This window comes from Mesorhizobium hawassense (assembly GCF_003289945.1).
Taxonomy (GTDB): domain Bacteria; phylum Pseudomonadota; class Alphaproteobacteria; order Rhizobiales; family Rhizobiaceae; genus Mesorhizobium; species Mesorhizobium hawassense.
The window spans coordinates 108,324-125,435 of record NZ_QMBP01000015.1; the positions used below are offsets into that span (position 1 = coordinate 108,324).

A 17,112-nucleotide genomic window follows, 5' to 3' on the forward strand; every position below is an offset into this window, starting at 1 on the left:
ATGATGCGGAAACTGTCGCTTCTTTTTGCCGGCGCGCTGATGGGCGCATCGGCAATGAGCCTGGTCTACGGCGCACCGGGTTCGGCGGCGAACGCTGCGGGGTCCGAGACCTACAAGCAGCTGGCGATCTTCGGCGACATCTTCGAGCGCGTGCGCGCGAACTATGTGACGCCGCCGGACGACAAGTCGCTGGTCGAGAACGCCATCAACGGCATGCTGGCCTCGCTTGATCCGCATTCCTCCTACATGAATGCCGAGCAGGCGCAGGACATGCGCGTGCAGACCAAGGGCGAGTTCGGCGGCCTCGGCATCGAGGTCACCATGGAGAACGACCTGGTCAAGGTAATCACGCCGATCGACGACACGCCGGCCGCCAAGGCGGGCGTGCTTGCCGGCGACTACATCGCCAAGATCGACGGCGAGGAGGTTCGCGGCCTGACCCTCAACGACGCGGTCGAGAAGATGCGCGGCCCGGTCAACACGCCGATCAAGCTCACCATCCTGCGCCAGGGCGCCGACAAGCCGATCGAGCTGACGGTCGTGCGCGACATCATCAAGGTCAAGGCGGTGAAGTACCGGGTCGAGAACGACATCGGCTACATGAAGATCACCTCCTTCACCGAAAAGACCTATGACGATCTCGAGAACGCCATCGAGAACATCAAGAAGCAGGTGCCGAACGACAAGCTGAAGGGCTATGTGCTCGACCTGCGCCTCAATCCGGGCGGCCTGCTCGACCAGGCGGTCAGCGTGTCGGACGCCTTCCTCAAGCGCGGCGAAATCGTCTCGACCCGCGGACGCGATCCGAAGGACGTCACCCGCTTCGACGCCAAGCCGAAGCAGGTCGACGACATCGGCGGCAAGCCGATGATCGTGCTGGTCAATGGCGGTTCGGCGAGCGCCTCGGAAATCGTCGCCGGCGCGCTGCAGGATCTGCGCCGCGTCACGGTGGTCGGCACGCAGTCCTTCGGCAAGGGTTCGGTGCAGACCATCATCCCGCTCGGCGAGAACGGCGCGCTGAGGCTGACGACGGCGCTCTATTACACGCCGTCAGGCAAGTCGATCCAGGGCAAGGGCATCACGCCCGACATCAAGGTCGACCAGCCGCTGCCGCCGGATTTGCAGGGCCGCGACCTGACGCGTGGCGAATCCGACCTCAAGGGCCACATCAAGGGCGCCGACGAGAGCTCCACCGGCTCGGGCTCGGCCGCCTATGTGCCGCCGGATCCGAAGGACGATCTGCAGCTGATCTATGCCGAGCAGCTGCTGCGCGGCGAGAAGACCGATCCGTCGTTCCCGCCGAACCCGGACAAGGCCGTGCTCAACCAGTGAGGCCATCACGGCCGGGGCAAAGCTCTGGCCGGCTGAGCGAAGCAATGCAATGCTGCCGGGACCGTCAGGTTCCGGCAGTTTGATTCGGGGACCGCGGTTGGGGCGCCACGCGTCTGGGGTATCGCGCCAGCGATTGCGAAGTTTACGCGCACGAAAATCGTGACCTTCACTTGAGTGGCGTGCTTCCGGGGAACACAACTTGGCTGAGATCGGCAAGGACATCGAACGCCCGCTTGGACAGTCGCTGCAGCCAAAGCGACCCGCCTCGCGCGGCATCGGCCCGGGCTCGCTCGTCGCTGTGCTCGCCGTGCTTGGCGTGATCGGCGTCTCCGGCGCGATAGCGCTGCGTGAAGAACCGTTCCGCAAGCCGCAGGAAGCCGCCGTCTCGACACCAATGGTCACTGCAGCTCCGGCTGCGGTGCCGGTGCCAGCGCCGGCCCCGGTTGCGGCGGCCGCGCCGCAGGCCGGAACGCCGATGAAGAGCGGCGGCCCGCAGATCATCCACGTCCAGACCGAGGAGGGCGATGGCCCGCCGAAGGCGGCGATCGTCATCCGCGACCCGTCGACGCTGGGCCAGAATCTCAAGGTCGCCCACATTCCGGACCGGGCGCTGATCGAGACCAGCGAGACCGGTCCGCTGCCGATCCGCTCCGCCGACGGCAGGCGGCCCTTCGACGTCTATGCGCGGCCGTGGTCCGGCGCGCGCGGCGCGCGCGTGGCGATCGTCATCGGCGGGCTCGCCGTCTCGCAGACCGGCACGCAGGCAGCGATCGCCAAGCTGCCCGCCGAAGTGACGCTGGCATTTGCGCCGCAAGGCAACAGCATCGGCCGCTGGATGCAGGCGGCGAGGCAGAGCGGGCATGAAATCGTCATGCAGGTGCCGCTCGAGCCGTTCGATTATCCTAACGTCAATCCCGGCCGCAATACACTGACGGTGTCGGCCAGCCCCGACGAAAACCTGAAGAGCCTGCACTGGGCGCTGTCGCGCACGACCAACTATACCGGGGTGATGAACTATATGGGCGCGCGCTTCTCGGCCGACGCCTCGGCGATGCAACCGTTCATGGCCGACCTCGGCAGGCGGGGACTTGCCTATATCGATGACGGCTCATCCTCGCGCAGCGTCGCCTCCGATCTCGCGCTGAAGGACGGCGTGCCATTCGTCGCCGGCGACATGGCGATCGATGCCGTGCAGGATCGCGGCGAGATCCTGAAGAAGCTGGACAGCCTGGAAGCGGCGGCACGGGCCAAGGGCAGCGCGGTCGGCATCGGTTCGGCTTTCGACATCACGGTCGACACGGTGACCTCCTGGATCGCCGAAGCGAAGAAGCGCGGCATCGAGATCGTGCCGATCTCGGCGGTGGCGATCGATCCGCAAAAAGGCTAACGCTGTCCGCCTCGCCGCGGTCAATTCCCAACACGGCTGGAAATCCTAACCTATGGCCAAGACAATCGATCCCGAAACGCTGCCTTACCGTCCCTGCGTCGGGCTGATGATCCTCAACCAAGCCGGCCTGGTCTGGGTCGGGCATCGCATCGCCGAACCGGACAGCGAGTTCGCCGGCACGACGCAGCTCTGGCAGATGCCGCAAGGCGGCATCGACAAGGGCGAGGAGCCGGTCGAGGCCGCCGGGCGCGAGCTCTACGAGGAAACCGGCATGCGCAGCGTGTCGCTGCTTGCCGAGGCGCCGCGCTGGATCAATTACGATCTGCCGCCGCATCTGGTCGGCGTCGCCTTCAAGGGCCGCTATCGCGGCCAGACGCAGAAATGGTTTGCCTACCGCTTCGAGGGCGATGAAAGCGAGATCGCGATCAATCCGCCGCCCGGCGGCCACACGGCCGAGTTCGATGAGTGGGCCTGGCGGCCGATGCGTGAGCTGCCCGAGTTGATCGTGCCGTTCAAGCGCAAGGTCTACGAGCAGGTGGTGGCGGCATTCCAGCACCTGGCTCGCTAGACGTGGCAGGCGTGCTTCCAACTAAGTTCGCAAGCGAAGAGGTTGGCACCATAGTCGAGATCATGCTTTGTTGATGCAGATGCGCTGCAGGCAAAGAGGCAAACATGAACGACGCGCGGCAAGCGCACTTTAGCGGAGCGTCGGCGCTGCGCCTCATCGCCCTGCCGGGCACTTCTCCCCGTATAGTGACGGGGAGAAGGGGCTGGTCGCGGCCTCGGCGCGCTTCTTGCGACGTTGGTGATTGGCGAAATCGGCGGCGACAGCGCCCCTCTCCCCGTCACTATACGGGGAGAGGATGCCGGCAGGCAGGTGAGGGGCGGCGCCGGCGTCGACAGTCGTGCGTCGCCGCAACAATTGCAAACCGTCTGAGGCGATTGCCTTGATGAGTGATGCCGAAGTGACCTCGCTGCAAACAGTCGCTGCCGGTGGTTCGACTGTAAGCGAGGCGGCCGCCGGCGCGATCCTGACCATCGATCTCGGCGCCATCCGGGAAAACCACCGGCGGCTCAAGGCGCGGCTCAATGGCGTCCGCTGCGCCGGTGTGCTCAAGGCCGACGGCTATGGGCTCGGCGCCGCGCAAGTGGCCGCGGCGCTGATGAAAGAAGGCTGCGATATCTTCTTTGTCGCGTTGCTCGGCGAGGGCATCGCGCTGCGCAAGGCGATCGGCCCGGGGCCGGACATCTTCGTGCTGAACGGGCTGCCGCCCGGCTCCGAAGCGGAAGCCGCGACGGCCGGGCTTTGCCCGGTCATCAACAGCGCCATCCAGTTGAAGGCCTGGCGCGAGATCGCGCGAAGCATGGCCAAGGGTCTGCCTGCCGCCGTCCAGGTCGACAGCGGCATGGCCCGGCTCGGCATGGCGCCGGCGGAAGTCGAGGCGGTCGCGGTGGAGGCGGGCGCCTTCGAGGGCATCGACATCCGTTTCGTGATGAGCCATCTCGCCCGCGCCGACGAGCCGCAAGAGGCGGCGAACGAGAATCAGCGGCGCGAATTCGAACGGCTGCGCAAGATGCTGCCCGTAGCCCCCGCCTCTTTGGCCAACTCGTCCGGCATCTTTCTCGGACCGGCCTATCACTACGACCTTGCCCGTCCGGGCGCCGCGCTCTACGGCGTCAACCCGATGCCCAACGAACCCAATCCGATGCTGCCGGTGATCGGGCTGCAGGCCAAGGTGGCGCAGACGCGGGAAGTCGATACCGGCGCGGGCATCGGCTATGGCCACGCGCACCAGGCGGACGCGCCGCTCAGGCTGGCGACGATCTCGCTCGGCTATGGCGACGGCTGGCATCGGCGCGCCGCTTCGGCTGCCTGGTTCGAGGGTGCGCGATTGCCTTTCGTCGGGCGCGTGTCGATGGACTCGATAATCCTCGACATCTCGGCGCTTCCGGCAAGCAGGCTGCGTGAGGGCGACCTGGTCGAGCTGATCGGTCCGTCGCAAAGCGTCGACGACGCGGCCGGGCACGCCGGCACCATCGGTTACGAGGTATTGATCAGCCTCGGCGCGCGCTTTCACCGCCGCTACATCGGCGCCTGAACCGGGTGCTTTGCTTGACAAGTTGGTGCTTCTCGGCAAGGCTCGGGGCATGAGCAACCTCGCTTATACCAAAACCTGTTTCAGGGTTTGCCCCATCGCGGGAGCGTAACCCCGGCGCGACCGCCTTTGCCGGCGGCCGCATGAACCGGGGCGTTTGAGTTCCAGACATTTTCATCGAGCCGGCGGCCCTTGCGGCCCGGGTTTGTTCGCCGCCGCTATTCCTGGAGAAGACCGGGAGCCGGCGGCATGCGCGCATTCGGTCGCCGATGCGCCTGTCCATGAGGTATGCCATGCATGCAGCAACGCAATCGCGTTCCCGAAACAACACCATCCTTGTCAGCGCCGGGGATCACGACCGGCTGAGCAGCCTCGCCAGGGCCTTTCTCGACCGCGTGCCCGACATGGCCGAGGACCTGCTTGCCGAGATGGACCGGGCCAGGATCGCCGCCGAAGCGGCGATGCCCGCCGACGTGGTGCGGATGGGCTCGACGGTGACGCTGCAGGGCGCGGAAGGAAGCGTCCAGAAGGTGACGCTGGTCTATCCGGCCGAGGCGGACATCGCCGAGAAACGCATATCGGTGCTGACGCCGCTTGGAACGGCGCTGATCGGCGCCCGGGCCGGACGCACGGTCTCCTGGCGAAGCCGCGACAGCCGGGTTCTTTCCGCAACGATCGACGCCGTCGAGCAGAGACGGAGGGCGCCATGACCGGGACCTTCTACCGCCTGACGGCCAAGGACTTCGCGGTGCTGAAAGCGATGCTGATGCGCCGACGCGCGCTCGCCGATCCGATCGTGCCGATGCTCGAGCGCAAGCTCGCCGAAAGCCGCGTGATTGCGACGGGGGCTGTCGAGCCGGATCTTGCCACGCTCAACAGCCGGGTGATTTTCCGCGCCAGCGGCGGCCCATCCGAAACGCGGACGCTGGTGCAGGCCGAAGCATCCGCTCCTGTCGGATCCGGCCTGCCGGTCGGCACGTGGCGCGGCCTCTGCCTGCTTGGCATGCGGGCAGGCCAATCCGCGCTGGCTGTGTGGCCCGATGGCCGTGCCGAGCCGATCCTTCTCGAGGAGGTGGCCTACCAGCCGGAGACCGCGCGGCAGGCGGCGCAGGATCGTGCCGCTGAACGGCGGCGTCGCGGGCTCAAACTGGTCTACAGCGCACCCGCCGACCACTGGCCCCTTGGCGGGCGCGGCAAAATCCGGCAGACAGAAGGGGACGATCCGGGCCCTTCCGCGGCATGATCGGCCTTTGAGGGAGCGTGGAATGAAAGTCATCGTGCTAGGCGGCGGCGTCATCGGGGTCACCACCGCCTACTTCCTCACCGAGGCCGGCCATGAAGTGACCGTCTATGATCGCCAGCCCGGACCGGCGCTCGAAACCAGCTTCGCCAATGCCGGCGAAGTGTCGCCCGGCTATGCCTCGCCCTGGGCAGGGCCGGGCATCCCGGTCAAAGCCGTCAAATGGCTGCTGATGAAATACGGCCCGCTGGTCGTGCGGCCGGCTTTCGACCCGAACATGTGGAGTTGGCTGCTCAAGATGCTGCGCAACTGCACGGCCGAGCGCTACGCGCTCAACAAGTCGCGCATGGTGCCGCTTGCCGAATACAGCCGCGACACGCTGAAGGCGCTGCGCGAATCAACCGGCATTACCTACGACGAACGAACCAAGGGCACGCTCCAGCTTTTCCGCAAACAGAAGCAGCTCGACGGCACCGGAGGCGACGTCGAGGTGCTGAAGAAATACGGCGTGCCTTACGAGATCCTCGACCGCGACGGCTGTGTCGGCGCCGAGCCGGCGCTTGCGGCGGTGCGCGAAAAGTTCGTCGGCGGCCTCAGGCTTCCCGGCGACGAGACCGGCGACTGCAAGATGTTCACCGACAGGCTCGCGGAACTCTGCGTGGCGCGCGGCGTCATCTTCGAATACGGCTCGACCATCCGAAAAATCGTCAGGAACCGCAACCGCCTTACCAATGTCCTTACGGATACCGGATGGAAATCCGCGGACGCCTTCGTCATGGCGATGGGCAGCTATTCGTCGCAATTCATGCGCACGCTGGGGCGGCCGATTCCTGTCTATCCGGTGAAGGGCTATTCGATCACCGTGCCGATCAGCAATGCCGATGCCGCACCCGTGTCGACCGTCATGGACGAGACCTACAAGGTGGCGATCACCAGGCTCGGCGACCGTATTCGCGTCGGCGGCACGGCGGAGATTTCAGGCTATGATCTTCGCCTGCATGAATCGCGCCGCCGTACGCTCGAACATTCGGTCGGCGATCTTTTCCCCGGCGGCGGCGACCTCAAGGCGGCGAGCTTCTGGTGCGGCTTGCGGCCGATGACGCCGGACGGACCGCCCTTGATCGGGTTAAGCGAGGTTGCCAATCTCTACCTCAACACCGGCCACGGCACGCTCGGCTGGACCATGGCCTGCGGCTCGGCCAAGGTGCTCGCCGACATCATGTCGAACCGGGTGCCGGAGATCAACGCGCGTGATCTTAGCCCGGAACGGTACCTGAAACCCATCTAAGGTGCGCCGATATTCAGGTGAGGCCGGCCTGCAAATGGCGGCTTCCTGCGCTTCCGGTGCTCACGTACAAAAAGTACGCTCCGCTCCGGTTCTCGGAACCCACCATTTTCGGCCCGGCCTGACCTGAATCTCGACACACCTTGATTCATTTCTAGCGGTGGCGTCAGAACGCCTCCCGGACCCAGCTGTCGCTGAACAGCAGCCGGTAGGGCCAGCCGATCGTGACATTGGTGGCGACCGGGCGCGAATGGGCGAGATAGTCGTCATAGACCGGCTTCATGCGGCGGTAGAAAGCCGGATCGAGCACCACCATGCCGTTCTCCGAGTCATGGAAGAAGCTGCGGTTGTTGAGGTTGACCGAGGAAATGGCCACCAGCCTTTCGTCGATCATCATGATCTTGGAATGCAGCACGACATCCGGCGCCTTGAATTCGCGGATGTTGATGCGGTCGCCGTATCTCTCGACGAACAGCTTGTTGAGCGCGGTGAGGAACCGGCCGCCAATATCGCCCTTGAGGTCGATGCGGCCGACGACGTCGATCTTCACGCCCCTGGCGAGCGCGCGGTCGAAGGCGCGGGCGATATCGGGCGTCAGGTTGAGGTAGGGGTTGACGATCTCGATACGATGCTCGGCGGTGTCGATCAGCTCGACGAAATAGGCCTCCAGCGCGTGCCCGTCCTCATAGGGCACGGAAATGAAATGCCTCGCCGCGCCCCGCGGGCTGCCGCCGGGTACCGGAACGGAAAAAGGCCGCGACAAATTGGTGTCGGCGTCACGCAACCAGATGGTCGACAGATGCGCGGCCAGCGTCTCGACGGTCGCCTGGTCGGCGATCTCGATGTCGAAGTCGCTCCAGTTGGAATAGTAGTTCAGCGAAAAGCCGTCGGTCTTGCCGTATTGCTCGAGGTCCCCATAGCGGGTCAGGTCGACCGGCTTGTGGAACAGAAAACCGTCATGGATATTGCGGCCGCCGATGATGACGCGCGAGCGACCGGGCTCCTCGGCCAGCGTCGCCAGCATTTTGATGTGATGGGTCTTGTGCAACTGTGAGATCTGTTCGTCGAACGGCGCGCCGTGATCGGCCTGCCAGCGATATTCCTGCAGTTCGACATTGGGGAATTCGGATGCCAGCCGGTGCAGCATGACGTCGTCCTTCTCCCGCTCCAACACGTCGGTCACCAGGATGCGCACCTTGGTGCCCCGCGCCGCGTGATGGCGGATCAGCCGCTCCATGATGCGGCCGGAGAAATCCGCCTTGAACTCCAGCGACGACAGATAGATCAGCCTGAGTTTCGGCGCGTTGGAGAAATCGAGCGGCAGTTCCGGATCGGCCTTGTCGAAGGCGCTGTCGGGGAGCGTCCTGCCGAGCAGCGCGTCGACCTTGGCGTTGAAGCCGTCGCGCGATTTGCGCAGCAGGACCGGCAACCCGAGCGGCAGCGCGCAGGTCTGCGACAGCCAGCGGCTGGCGTAAAAGACGCGGTCGAGTTCCTCCAGCCCAGACGGGTTGGGTACCGGGCAACGGTCGTAGCGGCTGTCGAGCCCGGCGATCCACGGATCGGCGGCCTCCTCGCGCAGCAAGGTCAGCGGCGCGCCGGCCGGCGCCAGGGCAGAGCTGACCCGCAGATCGCAGCGGCGGAGCGCCTCATCGGGAAACAGGCTGACGGAGGCTTCGGCTACCGGCAGGCTGAGGTGGAACGGCGAGTTCCTGGCGACGGTGGTGGATCGGCTGGACGCGCGGATCGCGAGCGTGCCGTTGCAGGTGCCGCTGATGTCGACGGGCTGTTGCCCTGCCTGACGCAGCACGATCTCGACCGAGCGCGCCTGCAGGCCGGAGAAGCTGAAGGTCTTGGGCGCCGCGGGCCGCGCGGCGGCATCGAGATAGAGTGTCTGCCGCGACATGCGCCAGCGGCCGGTGAAATGACCCTCGCCGGACTTGCCTTGCGTCGGCGTCAGGTCCGTTTGGTCGAGCGGCTTTGCCAGCTTTTGCAGCGCCTGGTAGGTGGCGTGGAAGCGGCTGTTCTGGACCTCGCGCCAGTCGCGACCGAAGCGGCCGGTGCCGTTGGCGCGGTCGAGCGCATCGATGCGGCTTTGAGCGAGCAGCGCCTGGAACTGCTTCTGATAAGCCTTGTCGCCGTCGCCGGCGAAATAATGCGCCGTGGCGAACGCGGCGCCGCTGCTGTCGGCCGACACGGGCAGACGGCCGCAGGCTTCGTCGCCCGGAAAGAAGGCGCAGGCCGAATGTCCAGGCATGCCGGCGCAACTGGCCAGCGCCGTCAGCGCCAGTCCAAGCAACACCCTGATGGTGGCCGATCTGACGCTCATCCGGTCGTCCCGTTCATGGCCTTGAGCTCGGCCGGGTCGCGCGGCGGCAAGAAGCCTTGCGGAAAGATACTGCAGACGGGAAACGCGAAGGTGGCGATCAGCAATTCGGCCTCGCCGCGCATTTTGCGCGGCGCCGTCCTGTCGTCGCGGATACCCCTTGCGGAGGCGACGAGCGCGCTGTCGCAGTCGCAATGATTGTGGCGGGCAATGTAGCAGGCGTCATGGACCTGGCAGGCGGCATCGAGACGGTCGACCGGCCGGGCCGATAGATCGCCGGTGCGCGTGCCCGGGCCGCAATAATTGCCGATGACGAAAGGCGAAGGGCGCGCCATGGCGTTGCGGATCGGCTTCGGCAGCCCCGCTTCCGGAACCTTTGTCCAGGGATTGGCGCAGTCCGACAGAAAAAGCAGCGGCAGAATGGCAAGAACGGCTCGCATGTTTCCGCCGGTGATCCAATATTCCCTTCGCCCGCAATAGCATGGCGAAGCGCTGGTGCCACACTCGCGGACTTTGTGGCAAGCGCAAGGCGGCACGTGCGCGCCGAGGAAGTCGCGCGCAAATGGGCGCCGCTGGCGGACGAAGCCGGGGAGGTGATGGGCTCGTTCGTGCTCGACGCAGATTAGACGAAGAGGCCTCTTTCCCGTTCGACCGCCCTAGTGATGAAGTTCGCGACAAGCTGGACGCGGCGCAGCGGCCTCACCGATTCGTGATAGACCAGCCAGTAAGCGCGCCGGATGGGCGCCACCATGTCGACGGGCACGAGCTCCGGCATCGAACGGGCGACGAAAGTGTGCAGGATGCCGATGCCGGCGCCGGAGCGCACCGCTTCGGCCTGGCCGAGCGCCGAGGAGATGGCGAAGCTGGTGCGCCAGTCCGGGCTGAACTCGGCGGCATAGTCGAGCGAGGGGCTGACGATGAGGTCCGGCACATAGCCGATCAGCGTATGCCGGCCGAGATCTGTCGGCGCCCGTGGCAGGCCATTGGCCTCGGCATAGGCGCGGGAAGCGAACAGGCCGAGCGTGTAGTCGACCAGCTTGCCGGCCACCAGCCGGCCCTCGGTCGGCCGCTCGACGGTGATCGCGATATCGGCCTCGCGCCTGGACAGCGAGAAGGAGCGCGGCACCGGCACGAGCTGGATCGTGAGCTCGCGGTGCAGCGCAGTCAGTTCGCCGAGCCGCTTGGCCAGGAAGGCGACGCCGAAACCGTCTGGCGCGCCGATGCGCACGGTGCCGGAGACATCGTCGCCCTCGCCGGCAATGGTGGAGCGAGCCGCGATCATGTCGCCTTCCATGCGCTCGGCGATGTCGAGGAAGCGTTCGCCGGCCGGCGTCAGTTCGCTGCCGGTGGTCAGACGGCGGAAGAGTTTCGTGCGCAGCGCTTCCTCGAGCGCGGCGATGCGGCGCGACACGGTCGCGTGGTTGAGCTCCAGGCGTTTCGCCGCGCCGAGGATCTGGCCGGCGCGCGCCACGGCGAGGAAGATGCGGACGTCATCCCAGTTCATCGGACCGGCCTGCCTTCAGCAATTCATCATTTGCGGCAATTAATGCACACCAGGTCATCGTTGTCTATTTTCCGCACAACGGTTGCGATCTTCCTCGCGTTGCCATCGCCACCGCAAAGGCGGACAATGCCATCATCACCAAAACAGGGAGAGAAAGCATGATCGAATACGGTCATTTCATCGGCGGCAAGCGTGTCGCCGGCACCAGCGGCCGCAAGCAGGATGTGATGCAGCCGATGGACGGTTCCGTGCGCGGCACGGTGGCACTGGCCTCGCAGGCGGAACTGCGCGCCGCGGTCGAGAACGCCAAGGCGGCGCAGCCCAAGTGGGCGGCCACCAACCCGCAGCGCCGCGTGCGCGTGTTGATGAAATTTCTCGAACTGGTCCAGCGCGACTATGACGAGCTGGCCGACATCCTGGCGCGCGAGCATGGCAAGACGATCGCCGACGCCAAGGGCGACATCCAGCGCGGCCTCGAAGTGGTCGAGGTCTGCATCGGCGCGCCGCATATGATGAAGGGCGAGTTCACCGACGGCGCCGGCCCCGGCATCGACGTCTATTCGATGCGCCAGCCGCTCGGCGTCGTCGCCGGCATCACCCCGTTCAACTTCCCGGCGATGATCCCGCTGTGGAAGATCGCTCCGGCGATCGCCTGCGGCAACGCCTTCATCCTGAAGCCGTCCGAGCGCGATCCGGGCGTGCCGATCCGCATTGCCGAACTGTTCCTCGAAGCGGGCCTGCCTGCCGGCATCCTCAACGTCGTCAACGGCGACAAGGAAGTGGTCGACGCCATCCTCGACGATCCGGACATCAAGGCCGTCGGCTTCGTCGGCTCGACGCCGATCGCCCACTACATCTATTCGCGCGGCACCGCCGCGGGCAAGCGCGTGCAGTGCTTCGGCGGCGCCAAGAACCACATGATCATCATGCCCGACGCCGATATGGACCAGACGGTCGATGCGCTCATCGGCGCCGGCTACGGTTCGGCCGGCGAACGCTGCATGGCGATCTCGGTGGCGGTCCCGGTCGGCAACGATACCGCCAACCGGCTGATGGAAAAGCTGGTGCCGCGCGTCGAAAGCCTGAAGGTCGGCCCCTCGACCGACTCCGCGGCCGATTTCGGCCCGCTGGTGACGGCGCAGGCGCTGGAGCGCGTCAAGGGCTATGTCGATATCGGCGTCAAGGAAGGCGCCAAGCTCGTCGTCGACGGCCGCGGCTTCAAGATGCAGGGCTATGAGAACGGCTACTATATGGGCGGCTGCCTGTTCGACAACGTGACGGCCGACATGCGCATCTACAAGGAAGAGATTTTTGGGCCGGTGCTCTCGGTGGTGCGCGCGCCGCGCTATGAGGATGCCATCAAGCTCACCAACGACCACGAGATGGGCAACGGCGTCGCCATCTTCACCCGCGACGGCGACGCCGCGCGTGACTTCGCATCCAGAGTCCAGGTCGGCATGGTCGGCGTCAACGTGCCGATCCCGGTGCCGATCGCCTACTACACGTTCGGCGGCTGGAAGGCGTCGTCCTTCGGCGATCTCAACCAGCACGGCCCGGACGCGTTCCGCTTCTACACCAAGACCAAGACCGTTACCTCGCGTTGGCCGTCCGGCATCAAGGACGGAGCCGAGTTCGTCATCCCGACGATGAACTGAGCGGCAGTCTTATAAGCCAAGATTGAGAAGGCGCGGTGCAAACCGCGCTTTCTTTTTATGTGCGGCATGGTGCACGACCTGGTCGCTGTGCAACTCCAGGTATGTTCGCCCCAAAGCGGCACGTCGAGAGAACATCCGCACCTTCTAATAATTCCATCGCCGTGTGATGGAACCAACAGACCACCATGCGCCTTAGGCTGTATTCCTGCCTTGCGTGCAGGCAATCGAACAGCGCCGGTGACAGCCGGGGTTCTCGTCTGGCGCGAGGAGGTGTCGGATGACACGATTTCTTATGGCGACGATGTTGGTTGCGGCGGCAACGGCTAGTGGAACCGCGGCAGCGGGCGCAGCCTCACAATGCGCTGCGCGAGCCGACATCATCAAGGCGCTTGGCGACAAGTACCATGAAAGCGAGGCCGGGCGCGGTCTGATCAACCCGAACGTCGTACTCGAGATTTTCGTGTCGGATCAGGGCAGCTGGACCGTGCTGGCCTCGGACACCAAAGGCCAGAGCTGCGTCCTGTCCGCCGGTGAGGGCTGGGACAGCCCGACGATCACCGCGGCGCTGCCGGGCGCCTGAAGCGCCACCGGGGAGTTGGGTCGAGCGCAACCACGGCGGCCGAGCCGCGAACTGCACCAAGGTGCTTTCCGAAGCGCCGCTTGTTTACGAGGCGAAGCTTCACCATATCGAATCCAGGGAGTCATGATCTCCCTGAGGACAGACCGGAAGCCATAAGGAGTGACGTGATGAAGACGTCGAATCCGGCCTGGAGCCTTCCGGCACACTGAGGCGGCCGTATGTGCCTCCCTTGCCGGAATGCGAAGGCGAAGGAGGTGCCCCATGGCACACGGATTTTCGTTTCGATGGATCAAGCTGGCGGCGGTCGGCGCCGTGATGGCTTTGCCGGCGTTCCCGGCGCAGTCGCAAGTCGTCTGCGGCGGCCACGACGTTCTGATCGCGCGGCTGGCCGCGGCATTCGAGGAGAAGCGGCTCGGCTACGGCGTGGCCGGAGAAGTCGCCATCTTCGAGGTCTTCGTCTCGCCAAGTGGAACCTGGACCATGGTGATGACCGACGTTAAAGGCCAGAGCTGCATCCTTGCGGCGGGCGACGGATGGGAAGACACGCTGGCCACCGCCGTCAGACAGCCGGGCGGCTGAGACGCTTCAAACAGGTGCTGCCCTGCTAACGCGTCGCGGCCACTTCGGCGTGGCCGCGCAGCAGCGCCATCAGCTTCTTGGCGTCCTTGGCGGCGGCTTCCTCGTCGCCGTCGAGGATGGAACGGATCAGCGCCACATGGTGCTCGGCCGACTCGGCAAGCCCGGTGTCGGCCTTGTAGCGATACCAGAAGCGACGGCTGTGTGTCTGCAAGGGGGCGGCGACGCGCGCCGCGAACGGATTGTCGGCGGCGATGGCCAGCGCTTCGTCGAGCGCCTTGTCGGCCTGGATGAAGGCAAGGACGTTGCCGGAGATCACCGCCTTCTGCATCGCCAGGGCCGCCTCGTGGAACAGGTCGGCCGCCTCGCGAGTGACGAAGCGGGCGGCCGAGCGGGCGAGCACCACCTCGATGCCGCGCCGCGCGTCGAGCACCCGCAGCCAGTCGCCGGCGTGAAGCGGCGCGACCGCGATGCCCGCGCGAGGCCTGATGTCGAGAAGTCCTTCCCAGGCCAACCGCTGGATCGCCTCGCGTACCGGGGTGCGGCCGAGACCAAGGCGATCGATCAACGCCCCCTCGGTGACGAAGCTCGACGGCGCCAGCTCGAGCGTGACGATCATATGCTCCAACGCGCGATAAGCCTTGGTCGCCGCCGGCTCGAAGGCCGCGTTCGCGTCAGCGGATATCAGTGGGGAGATCAATGACGGACTCCTGATATATTTTTCATATATCATAACGGATTCATCGTTGACAGGCCAACTCTTAATAGATATACGACTGATATATCAGAGGAGAAAGAGCCATGTGGACCGGAGTTTTCCCCGCAGTCACGACCAAATTCACCGCCGACGATCGCCTTGACCATGCCGAGATGGAGCGTTGCTACGGACTGCAGATGGAGGCCGGCTGCGACGGCATCGTCGTCTGCGGATCGCTCGGCGAGGGCCCGATGCTGTCGCATGACGAGAAGATCGAGGTGCTGAAGACGGCGCGGAAGGTCGCCGGCAAGAAGCCGGTGCTCTTGACCGTCAATGAGCCCGGCACTCGCGAGGCGGCAAGCATCGCCAGCCGCGCCGCCAAGGAAGGCGCCGATGGGCTGATGGTGGTGCCGAGCCCGATCTACCACACCAACCCCGAAGAGACCGTCGCCGCTCTTCGTGCCGTCGCCGAAGCCGCCGACCTGCCGGTGATGATCTATTCGAACCGGCTCGCCTACCGGGTCGACGTCACCGTCGACCTGATGGAGGAGCTGGCGTCCGACAAGCGCTTCGTCGCCATCAAGGAATCGTCGGACGACATCCGCCGCTCGACTGAGATCATCAACCGCTTCGGCGACCGTTACGATCTCTTCACCGGCGTCGACAACCTCGCCTTCGAGGCGCTGTCGGTCGGCGCCATCGGCTGGGTCGCCGGCCTGGTCACCGCATTCCCGCGCGAGACCGTCGCCATCTACCAGCTGATGCAGCAGGGCCGCCGCGAGGAGGCGCTGGCAATCTACCGCTGGTTCCGGCCCTTGCTCGACCTCGATGTCTCGACCTATCTGGTCCAAAACATCAAGCTTGCCGAAGTGCTGGCGATCGGTACCAATGACCGCGTGCGCATGCCGCGCCAGCCGCTGTCGGGCGAACGCCGCAAGGCGGTCGAGACGATCGTCCGGGATGCGCTGGCGGTGCGGCCGAAGTTGCCGTCGCTCCAGGCAAGTGCTCGATCGACGGACAGACTGGTGGCGGCCGAATAAAGGACAGCCTTCACGTGCCAGGAAATTCCAAATTCCCGGAACAGGAGCAACGCTCCGCCACTGGGGCAGCTTCTCCCCGTGAGCGGGGAGAAGGCGAAGACATCGCCATCATCGGTGGCGGCATCATCGGCATCTGCGCCGCGGCCCTGCTCTCCGAAGCAGGGCGAAGCGTCACCGTCTTCGACCGTACCGGCATCTGCGAGGAGACGAGCTCCGGCAACGCCGCCGCCTTCGCCTTCTCCGACGTGCTGCCGCTGGCGCATAAAGGCATGATCCGGCAATTGCCGAAATGGCTCGCCGACCCGCTCGGGCCGTTGGCCATTCCGCCGGCCTACCTGCCGAAACTCCTGCCCTGGCTGATCCGCTTCTGGAGGGCGGGCGCGGCGAAGCATTACGAGACGAGCCTGGCAACGCAAGCCGGCATGATGAAGCTTGCCGAGGCCGAGTGGATGAGCCTGCTCGATCGCTCCGGCACGCGGCCGATGCTGCGCGAGGAGGGTTCGCTGGAGTTCTATGAGAGCGAGGCAGAATTCCGCGCCTCGCTGCCCGGCTGGGCCGAGCGGCAGCGGTTCGGCATCGGCTTCCGCCATATCGAGGGCGAAGAGATGGCCGCGCTCCAGCCGGGTCTTTCGCCGCGCTTCGTCAAGGGCACCTTCGTGCCGGGCTGGAAGACGGTCGCCGATCCGAAGCTGCTCGGCAAGGCGGTCTGGGCCTATGCGGAAAAGCTTGGTGCCCGTTTCGAGCATGCGCGGGTCGAACGCGTGGAGGCGGGTGCCGACGGCGCCACGATCGTGCTGGCCGATGGCACGAGGCGAACGGCAAGCAAGCTTGTGATCGCCGCCGGCGCCTGGTCGCATCTCCTGGCCAAGAATCTCGGCGACCGCATCCCGCTCGAAACCGAGCGCGGCTACAACACGACGCTGCCGTCGTCGGCTTTCGCCGTGAAGCGGCAGCTCATCTTTTCCGGGCACGGCTTCGTCATCACCCCGCTGCAAACGGGCCTGCGCGTCGGCGGCGCCGTCGAGCTCGGCGGCATCGACCGGCCGCCCAACTTCGCCCGTTCCAAGGCGATGCTGGAGAAAGCAAAACGTTTCCTGCCCGGGCTCGACCCCTCGGGCGGCCGCGAATGGATGGGCTATCGCCCGTCGCTGCCGGACTCGCTGCCGGTGATCGGCGCGGCGCGCGCGCCAAATGTCTACTACGCTTTCGGCCACGGCCATCTCGGCCTTACCCAGTCGGCGGCGACCGGCCGCTTGATCCGCGATCTCGTTCTCGGGCAGACTCCGCCGCTCGACCTTACCCCGTTCCGCCCGCAGCGTTTCTGATCTCTTTGTTTTGACGCAATTCCGGACGGAAAACCGCTTCACACTTTTCCTGAAATTGCCTTAGGAAGCATC

16 protein-coding genes are annotated in these 17,112 nt (G+C 65.6%); 12 read left to right on the forward strand and 4 right to left on the reverse strand.

The annotated features are described in order from the left end of the window. The 7 genes from DPM33_RS26320 to DPM33_RS26355 all read left to right on the forward strand — a co-directional run bounded on the left by DPM33_RS26320 (nt 1) and on the right by DPM33_RS26355 (nt 7,343). A complete protein-coding gene (locus DPM33_RS26320) occupies nt 1–1,332 on the forward strand; it encodes a S41 family peptidase (protein WP_167449227.1) in 1,332 nt (443 codons plus the stop codon). 199 nt (nt 1,333–1,531) lie between these two features. Then, nucleotides 1,532–2,719 carry a divergent polysaccharide deacetylase family protein gene (locus tag DPM33_RS26325; protein ID WP_112100319.1) on the forward strand — a complete coding sequence of 396 codons (1,188 nt, stop codon included), beginning with the start codon at nt 1,532–1,534 and terminating at the stop codon, nt 2,717–2,719. A gap of 52 nt (nt 2,720–2,771) precedes the next feature. Then, entirely contained in the window at nt 2,772–3,287 is a 516-nt protein-coding gene (locus tag DPM33_RS26330) for an RNA pyrophosphohydrolase (protein WP_112100320.1), read from the forward strand. Between the two features lie 382 nt (nt 3,288–3,669). Further along, nucleotides 3,670–4,818, forward strand: a complete 1,149-nt coding sequence (alr, locus tag DPM33_RS26340; RefSeq protein ID WP_112100321.1) for an alanine racemase — start codon at nt 3,670–3,672, stop codon at nt 4,816–4,818. A 290-nt stretch (nt 4,819–5,108) separates the two neighbouring features. Beyond that, on the forward strand, nt 5,109–5,525 hold the full coding sequence (gene rnk, locus DPM33_RS26345) for a nucleoside diphosphate kinase regulator (protein WP_112100322.1): 417 nt from the start codon (nt 5,109–5,111) through the stop codon (nt 5,523–5,525). Further along, nucleotides 5,522–6,058, forward strand: a complete 537-nt coding sequence (locus DPM33_RS26350) for a GreA/GreB family elongation factor (RefSeq protein ID WP_112100323.1) — start codon at nt 5,522–5,524, stop codon at nt 6,056–6,058. The genes rnk and DPM33_RS26350 overlap by 4 nt, the downstream gene beginning before the upstream one ends. 22 nt (nt 6,059–6,080) lie before the next feature. Next, complete coding sequence (locus tag DPM33_RS26355) at nt 6,081–7,343, forward strand: D-amino acid dehydrogenase (RefSeq protein WP_112100324.1); 1,263 nt, start codon at nt 6,081–6,083, stop codon at nt 7,341–7,343. A 163-nt stretch (nt 7,344–7,506) separates the two neighbouring features. Here DPM33_RS26355 and DPM33_RS26360 read toward each other — a convergent pair whose 3' ends face one another. The 3 genes from DPM33_RS26360 to DPM33_RS26370 form a co-directional block, all read right to left on the reverse strand. Next, nucleotides 7,507–9,666 carry a phospholipase D-like domain-containing protein gene (locus DPM33_RS26360; RefSeq protein WP_112100325.1) on the reverse strand — a complete coding sequence of 720 codons (2,160 nt, stop codon included), beginning with the start codon at nt 9,664–9,666 and terminating at the stop codon, nt 7,507–7,509. After that, a complete protein-coding gene (locus DPM33_RS26365; protein ID WP_112100326.1) occupies nt 9,663–10,103 on the reverse strand; it encodes a phospholipase A2 family protein in 441 nt (146 codons plus the stop codon). The genes DPM33_RS26360 and DPM33_RS26365 overlap by 4 nt, the downstream gene beginning before the upstream one ends. A gap of 182 nt (nt 10,104–10,285) precedes the next feature. Next, entirely contained in the window at nt 10,286–11,167 is an 882-nt protein-coding gene (locus DPM33_RS26370; protein ID WP_112100327.1) for a LysR family transcriptional regulator, read from the reverse strand. A 158-nt stretch (nt 11,168–11,325) separates the two neighbouring features. Here DPM33_RS26370 and DPM33_RS26375 point away from each other — a divergent pair, with 158 nt between their 5' ends. The 3 genes from DPM33_RS26375 to DPM33_RS26385 all read left to right on the forward strand — a co-directional run bounded on the left by DPM33_RS26375 (nt 11,326) and on the right by DPM33_RS26385 (nt 13,981). Then, entirely contained in the window at nt 11,326–12,822 is a 1,497-nt protein-coding gene (locus tag DPM33_RS26375) for a CoA-acylating methylmalonate-semialdehyde dehydrogenase (RefSeq protein WP_112100328.1), read from the forward strand. Between the two features lie 277 nt (nt 12,823–13,099). After that, entirely contained in the window at nt 13,100–13,402 is a 303-nt protein-coding gene (locus DPM33_RS26380; protein WP_112100329.1) for a hypothetical protein, read from the forward strand. Between the two features lie 261 nt (nt 13,403–13,663). Beyond that, nucleotides 13,664–13,981 carry a hypothetical protein gene (locus DPM33_RS26385; RefSeq protein WP_167449228.1) on the forward strand — a complete coding sequence of 106 codons (318 nt, stop codon included), beginning with the start codon at nt 13,664–13,666 and terminating at the stop codon, nt 13,979–13,981. A gap of 25 nt (nt 13,982–14,006) precedes the next feature. Here the strand turns inward: DPM33_RS26385 and DPM33_RS26390 are convergent, their stop codons facing one another. Then, nucleotides 14,007–14,711, reverse strand: a complete 705-nt coding sequence (locus tag DPM33_RS26390; protein WP_245442392.1) for a GntR family transcriptional regulator — start codon at nt 14,709–14,711, stop codon at nt 14,007–14,009. Nucleotides 14,712–14,779: 68 nt separating this feature from the next. On the opposite strand from DPM33_RS26390, the gene DPM33_RS26395 reads away from it, so the two are divergent. Both DPM33_RS26395 and DPM33_RS26400 read left to right on the forward strand, forming a co-directional pair. Continuing rightward, nucleotides 14,780–15,715 carry a dihydrodipicolinate synthase family protein gene (locus DPM33_RS26395; RefSeq protein ID WP_112100330.1) on the forward strand — a complete coding sequence of 312 codons (936 nt, stop codon included), beginning with the start codon at nt 14,780–14,782 and terminating at the stop codon, nt 15,713–15,715. Between the two features lie 14 nt (nt 15,716–15,729). Then, a complete protein-coding gene (locus DPM33_RS26400) occupies nt 15,730–17,040 on the forward strand; it encodes an NAD(P)/FAD-dependent oxidoreductase (protein WP_167449229.1) in 1,311 nt (436 codons plus the stop codon). The last annotated feature ends 72 nt before the right edge of the window (nt 17,041–17,112 follow it).

Excerpts from the sequence above, each read along its gene's own strand:
- DPM33_RS26375 (WP_112100328.1), top strand. The coding sequence starts at position 11,326 with ATGATCGAATACGGTCATTTCATCGGCGGCAAGCGTGTCGCCGGCACC.
- rnk (WP_112100322.1), top strand. The coding sequence starts at position 5,109 with ATGCATGCAGCAACGCAATCGCGTTCCCGAAACAACACCATCCTTGTC.
- DPM33_RS26330 (WP_112100320.1), top strand. The coding sequence starts at position 2,772 with ATGGCCAAGACAATCGATCCCGAAACGCTGCCTTACCGTCCCTGCGTC.
- DPM33_RS26380 (WP_112100329.1), top strand. The coding sequence starts at position 13,100 with ATGACACGATTTCTTATGGCGACGATGTTGGTTGCGGCGGCAACGGCT.
- DPM33_RS26395 (WP_112100330.1), top strand. The coding sequence starts at position 14,780 with ATGTGGACCGGAGTTTTCCCCGCAGTCACGACCAAATTCACCGCCGAC.
- DPM33_RS26360 (WP_112100325.1), bottom strand. The coding sequence starts at position 9,666 with ATGAGCGTCAGATCGGCCACCATCAGGGTGTTGCTTGGACTGGCGCTG.
- DPM33_RS26320 (WP_167449227.1), top strand. The coding sequence starts at position 1 with ATGATGCGGAAACTGTCGCTTCTTTTTGCCGGCGCGCTGATGGGCGCA.
- DPM33_RS26350 (WP_112100323.1), top strand. The coding sequence starts at position 5,522 with ATGACCGGGACCTTCTACCGCCTGACGGCCAAGGACTTCGCGGTGCTG.
- DPM33_RS26370 (WP_112100327.1), bottom strand. The coding sequence starts at position 11,167 with ATGAACTGGGATGACGTCCGCATCTTCCTCGCCGTGGCGCGCGCCGGC.
- DPM33_RS26385 (WP_167449228.1), top strand. The coding sequence starts at position 13,664 with ATGGCACACGGATTTTCGTTTCGATGGATCAAGCTGGCGGCGGTCGGC.
- DPM33_RS26355 (WP_112100324.1), top strand. The coding sequence starts at position 6,081 with ATGAAAGTCATCGTGCTAGGCGGCGGCGTCATCGGGGTCACCACCGCC.
- DPM33_RS26365 (WP_112100326.1), bottom strand. The coding sequence starts at position 10,103 with ATGCGAGCCGTTCTTGCCATTCTGCCGCTGCTTTTTCTGTCGGACTGC.
- DPM33_RS26390 (WP_245442392.1), bottom strand. The coding sequence starts at position 14,711 with ATGATATATGAAAAATATATCAGGAGTCCGTCATTGATCTCCCCACTG.
- alr (WP_112100321.1), top strand. The coding sequence starts at position 3,670 with ATGAGTGATGCCGAAGTGACCTCGCTGCAAACAGTCGCTGCCGGTGGT.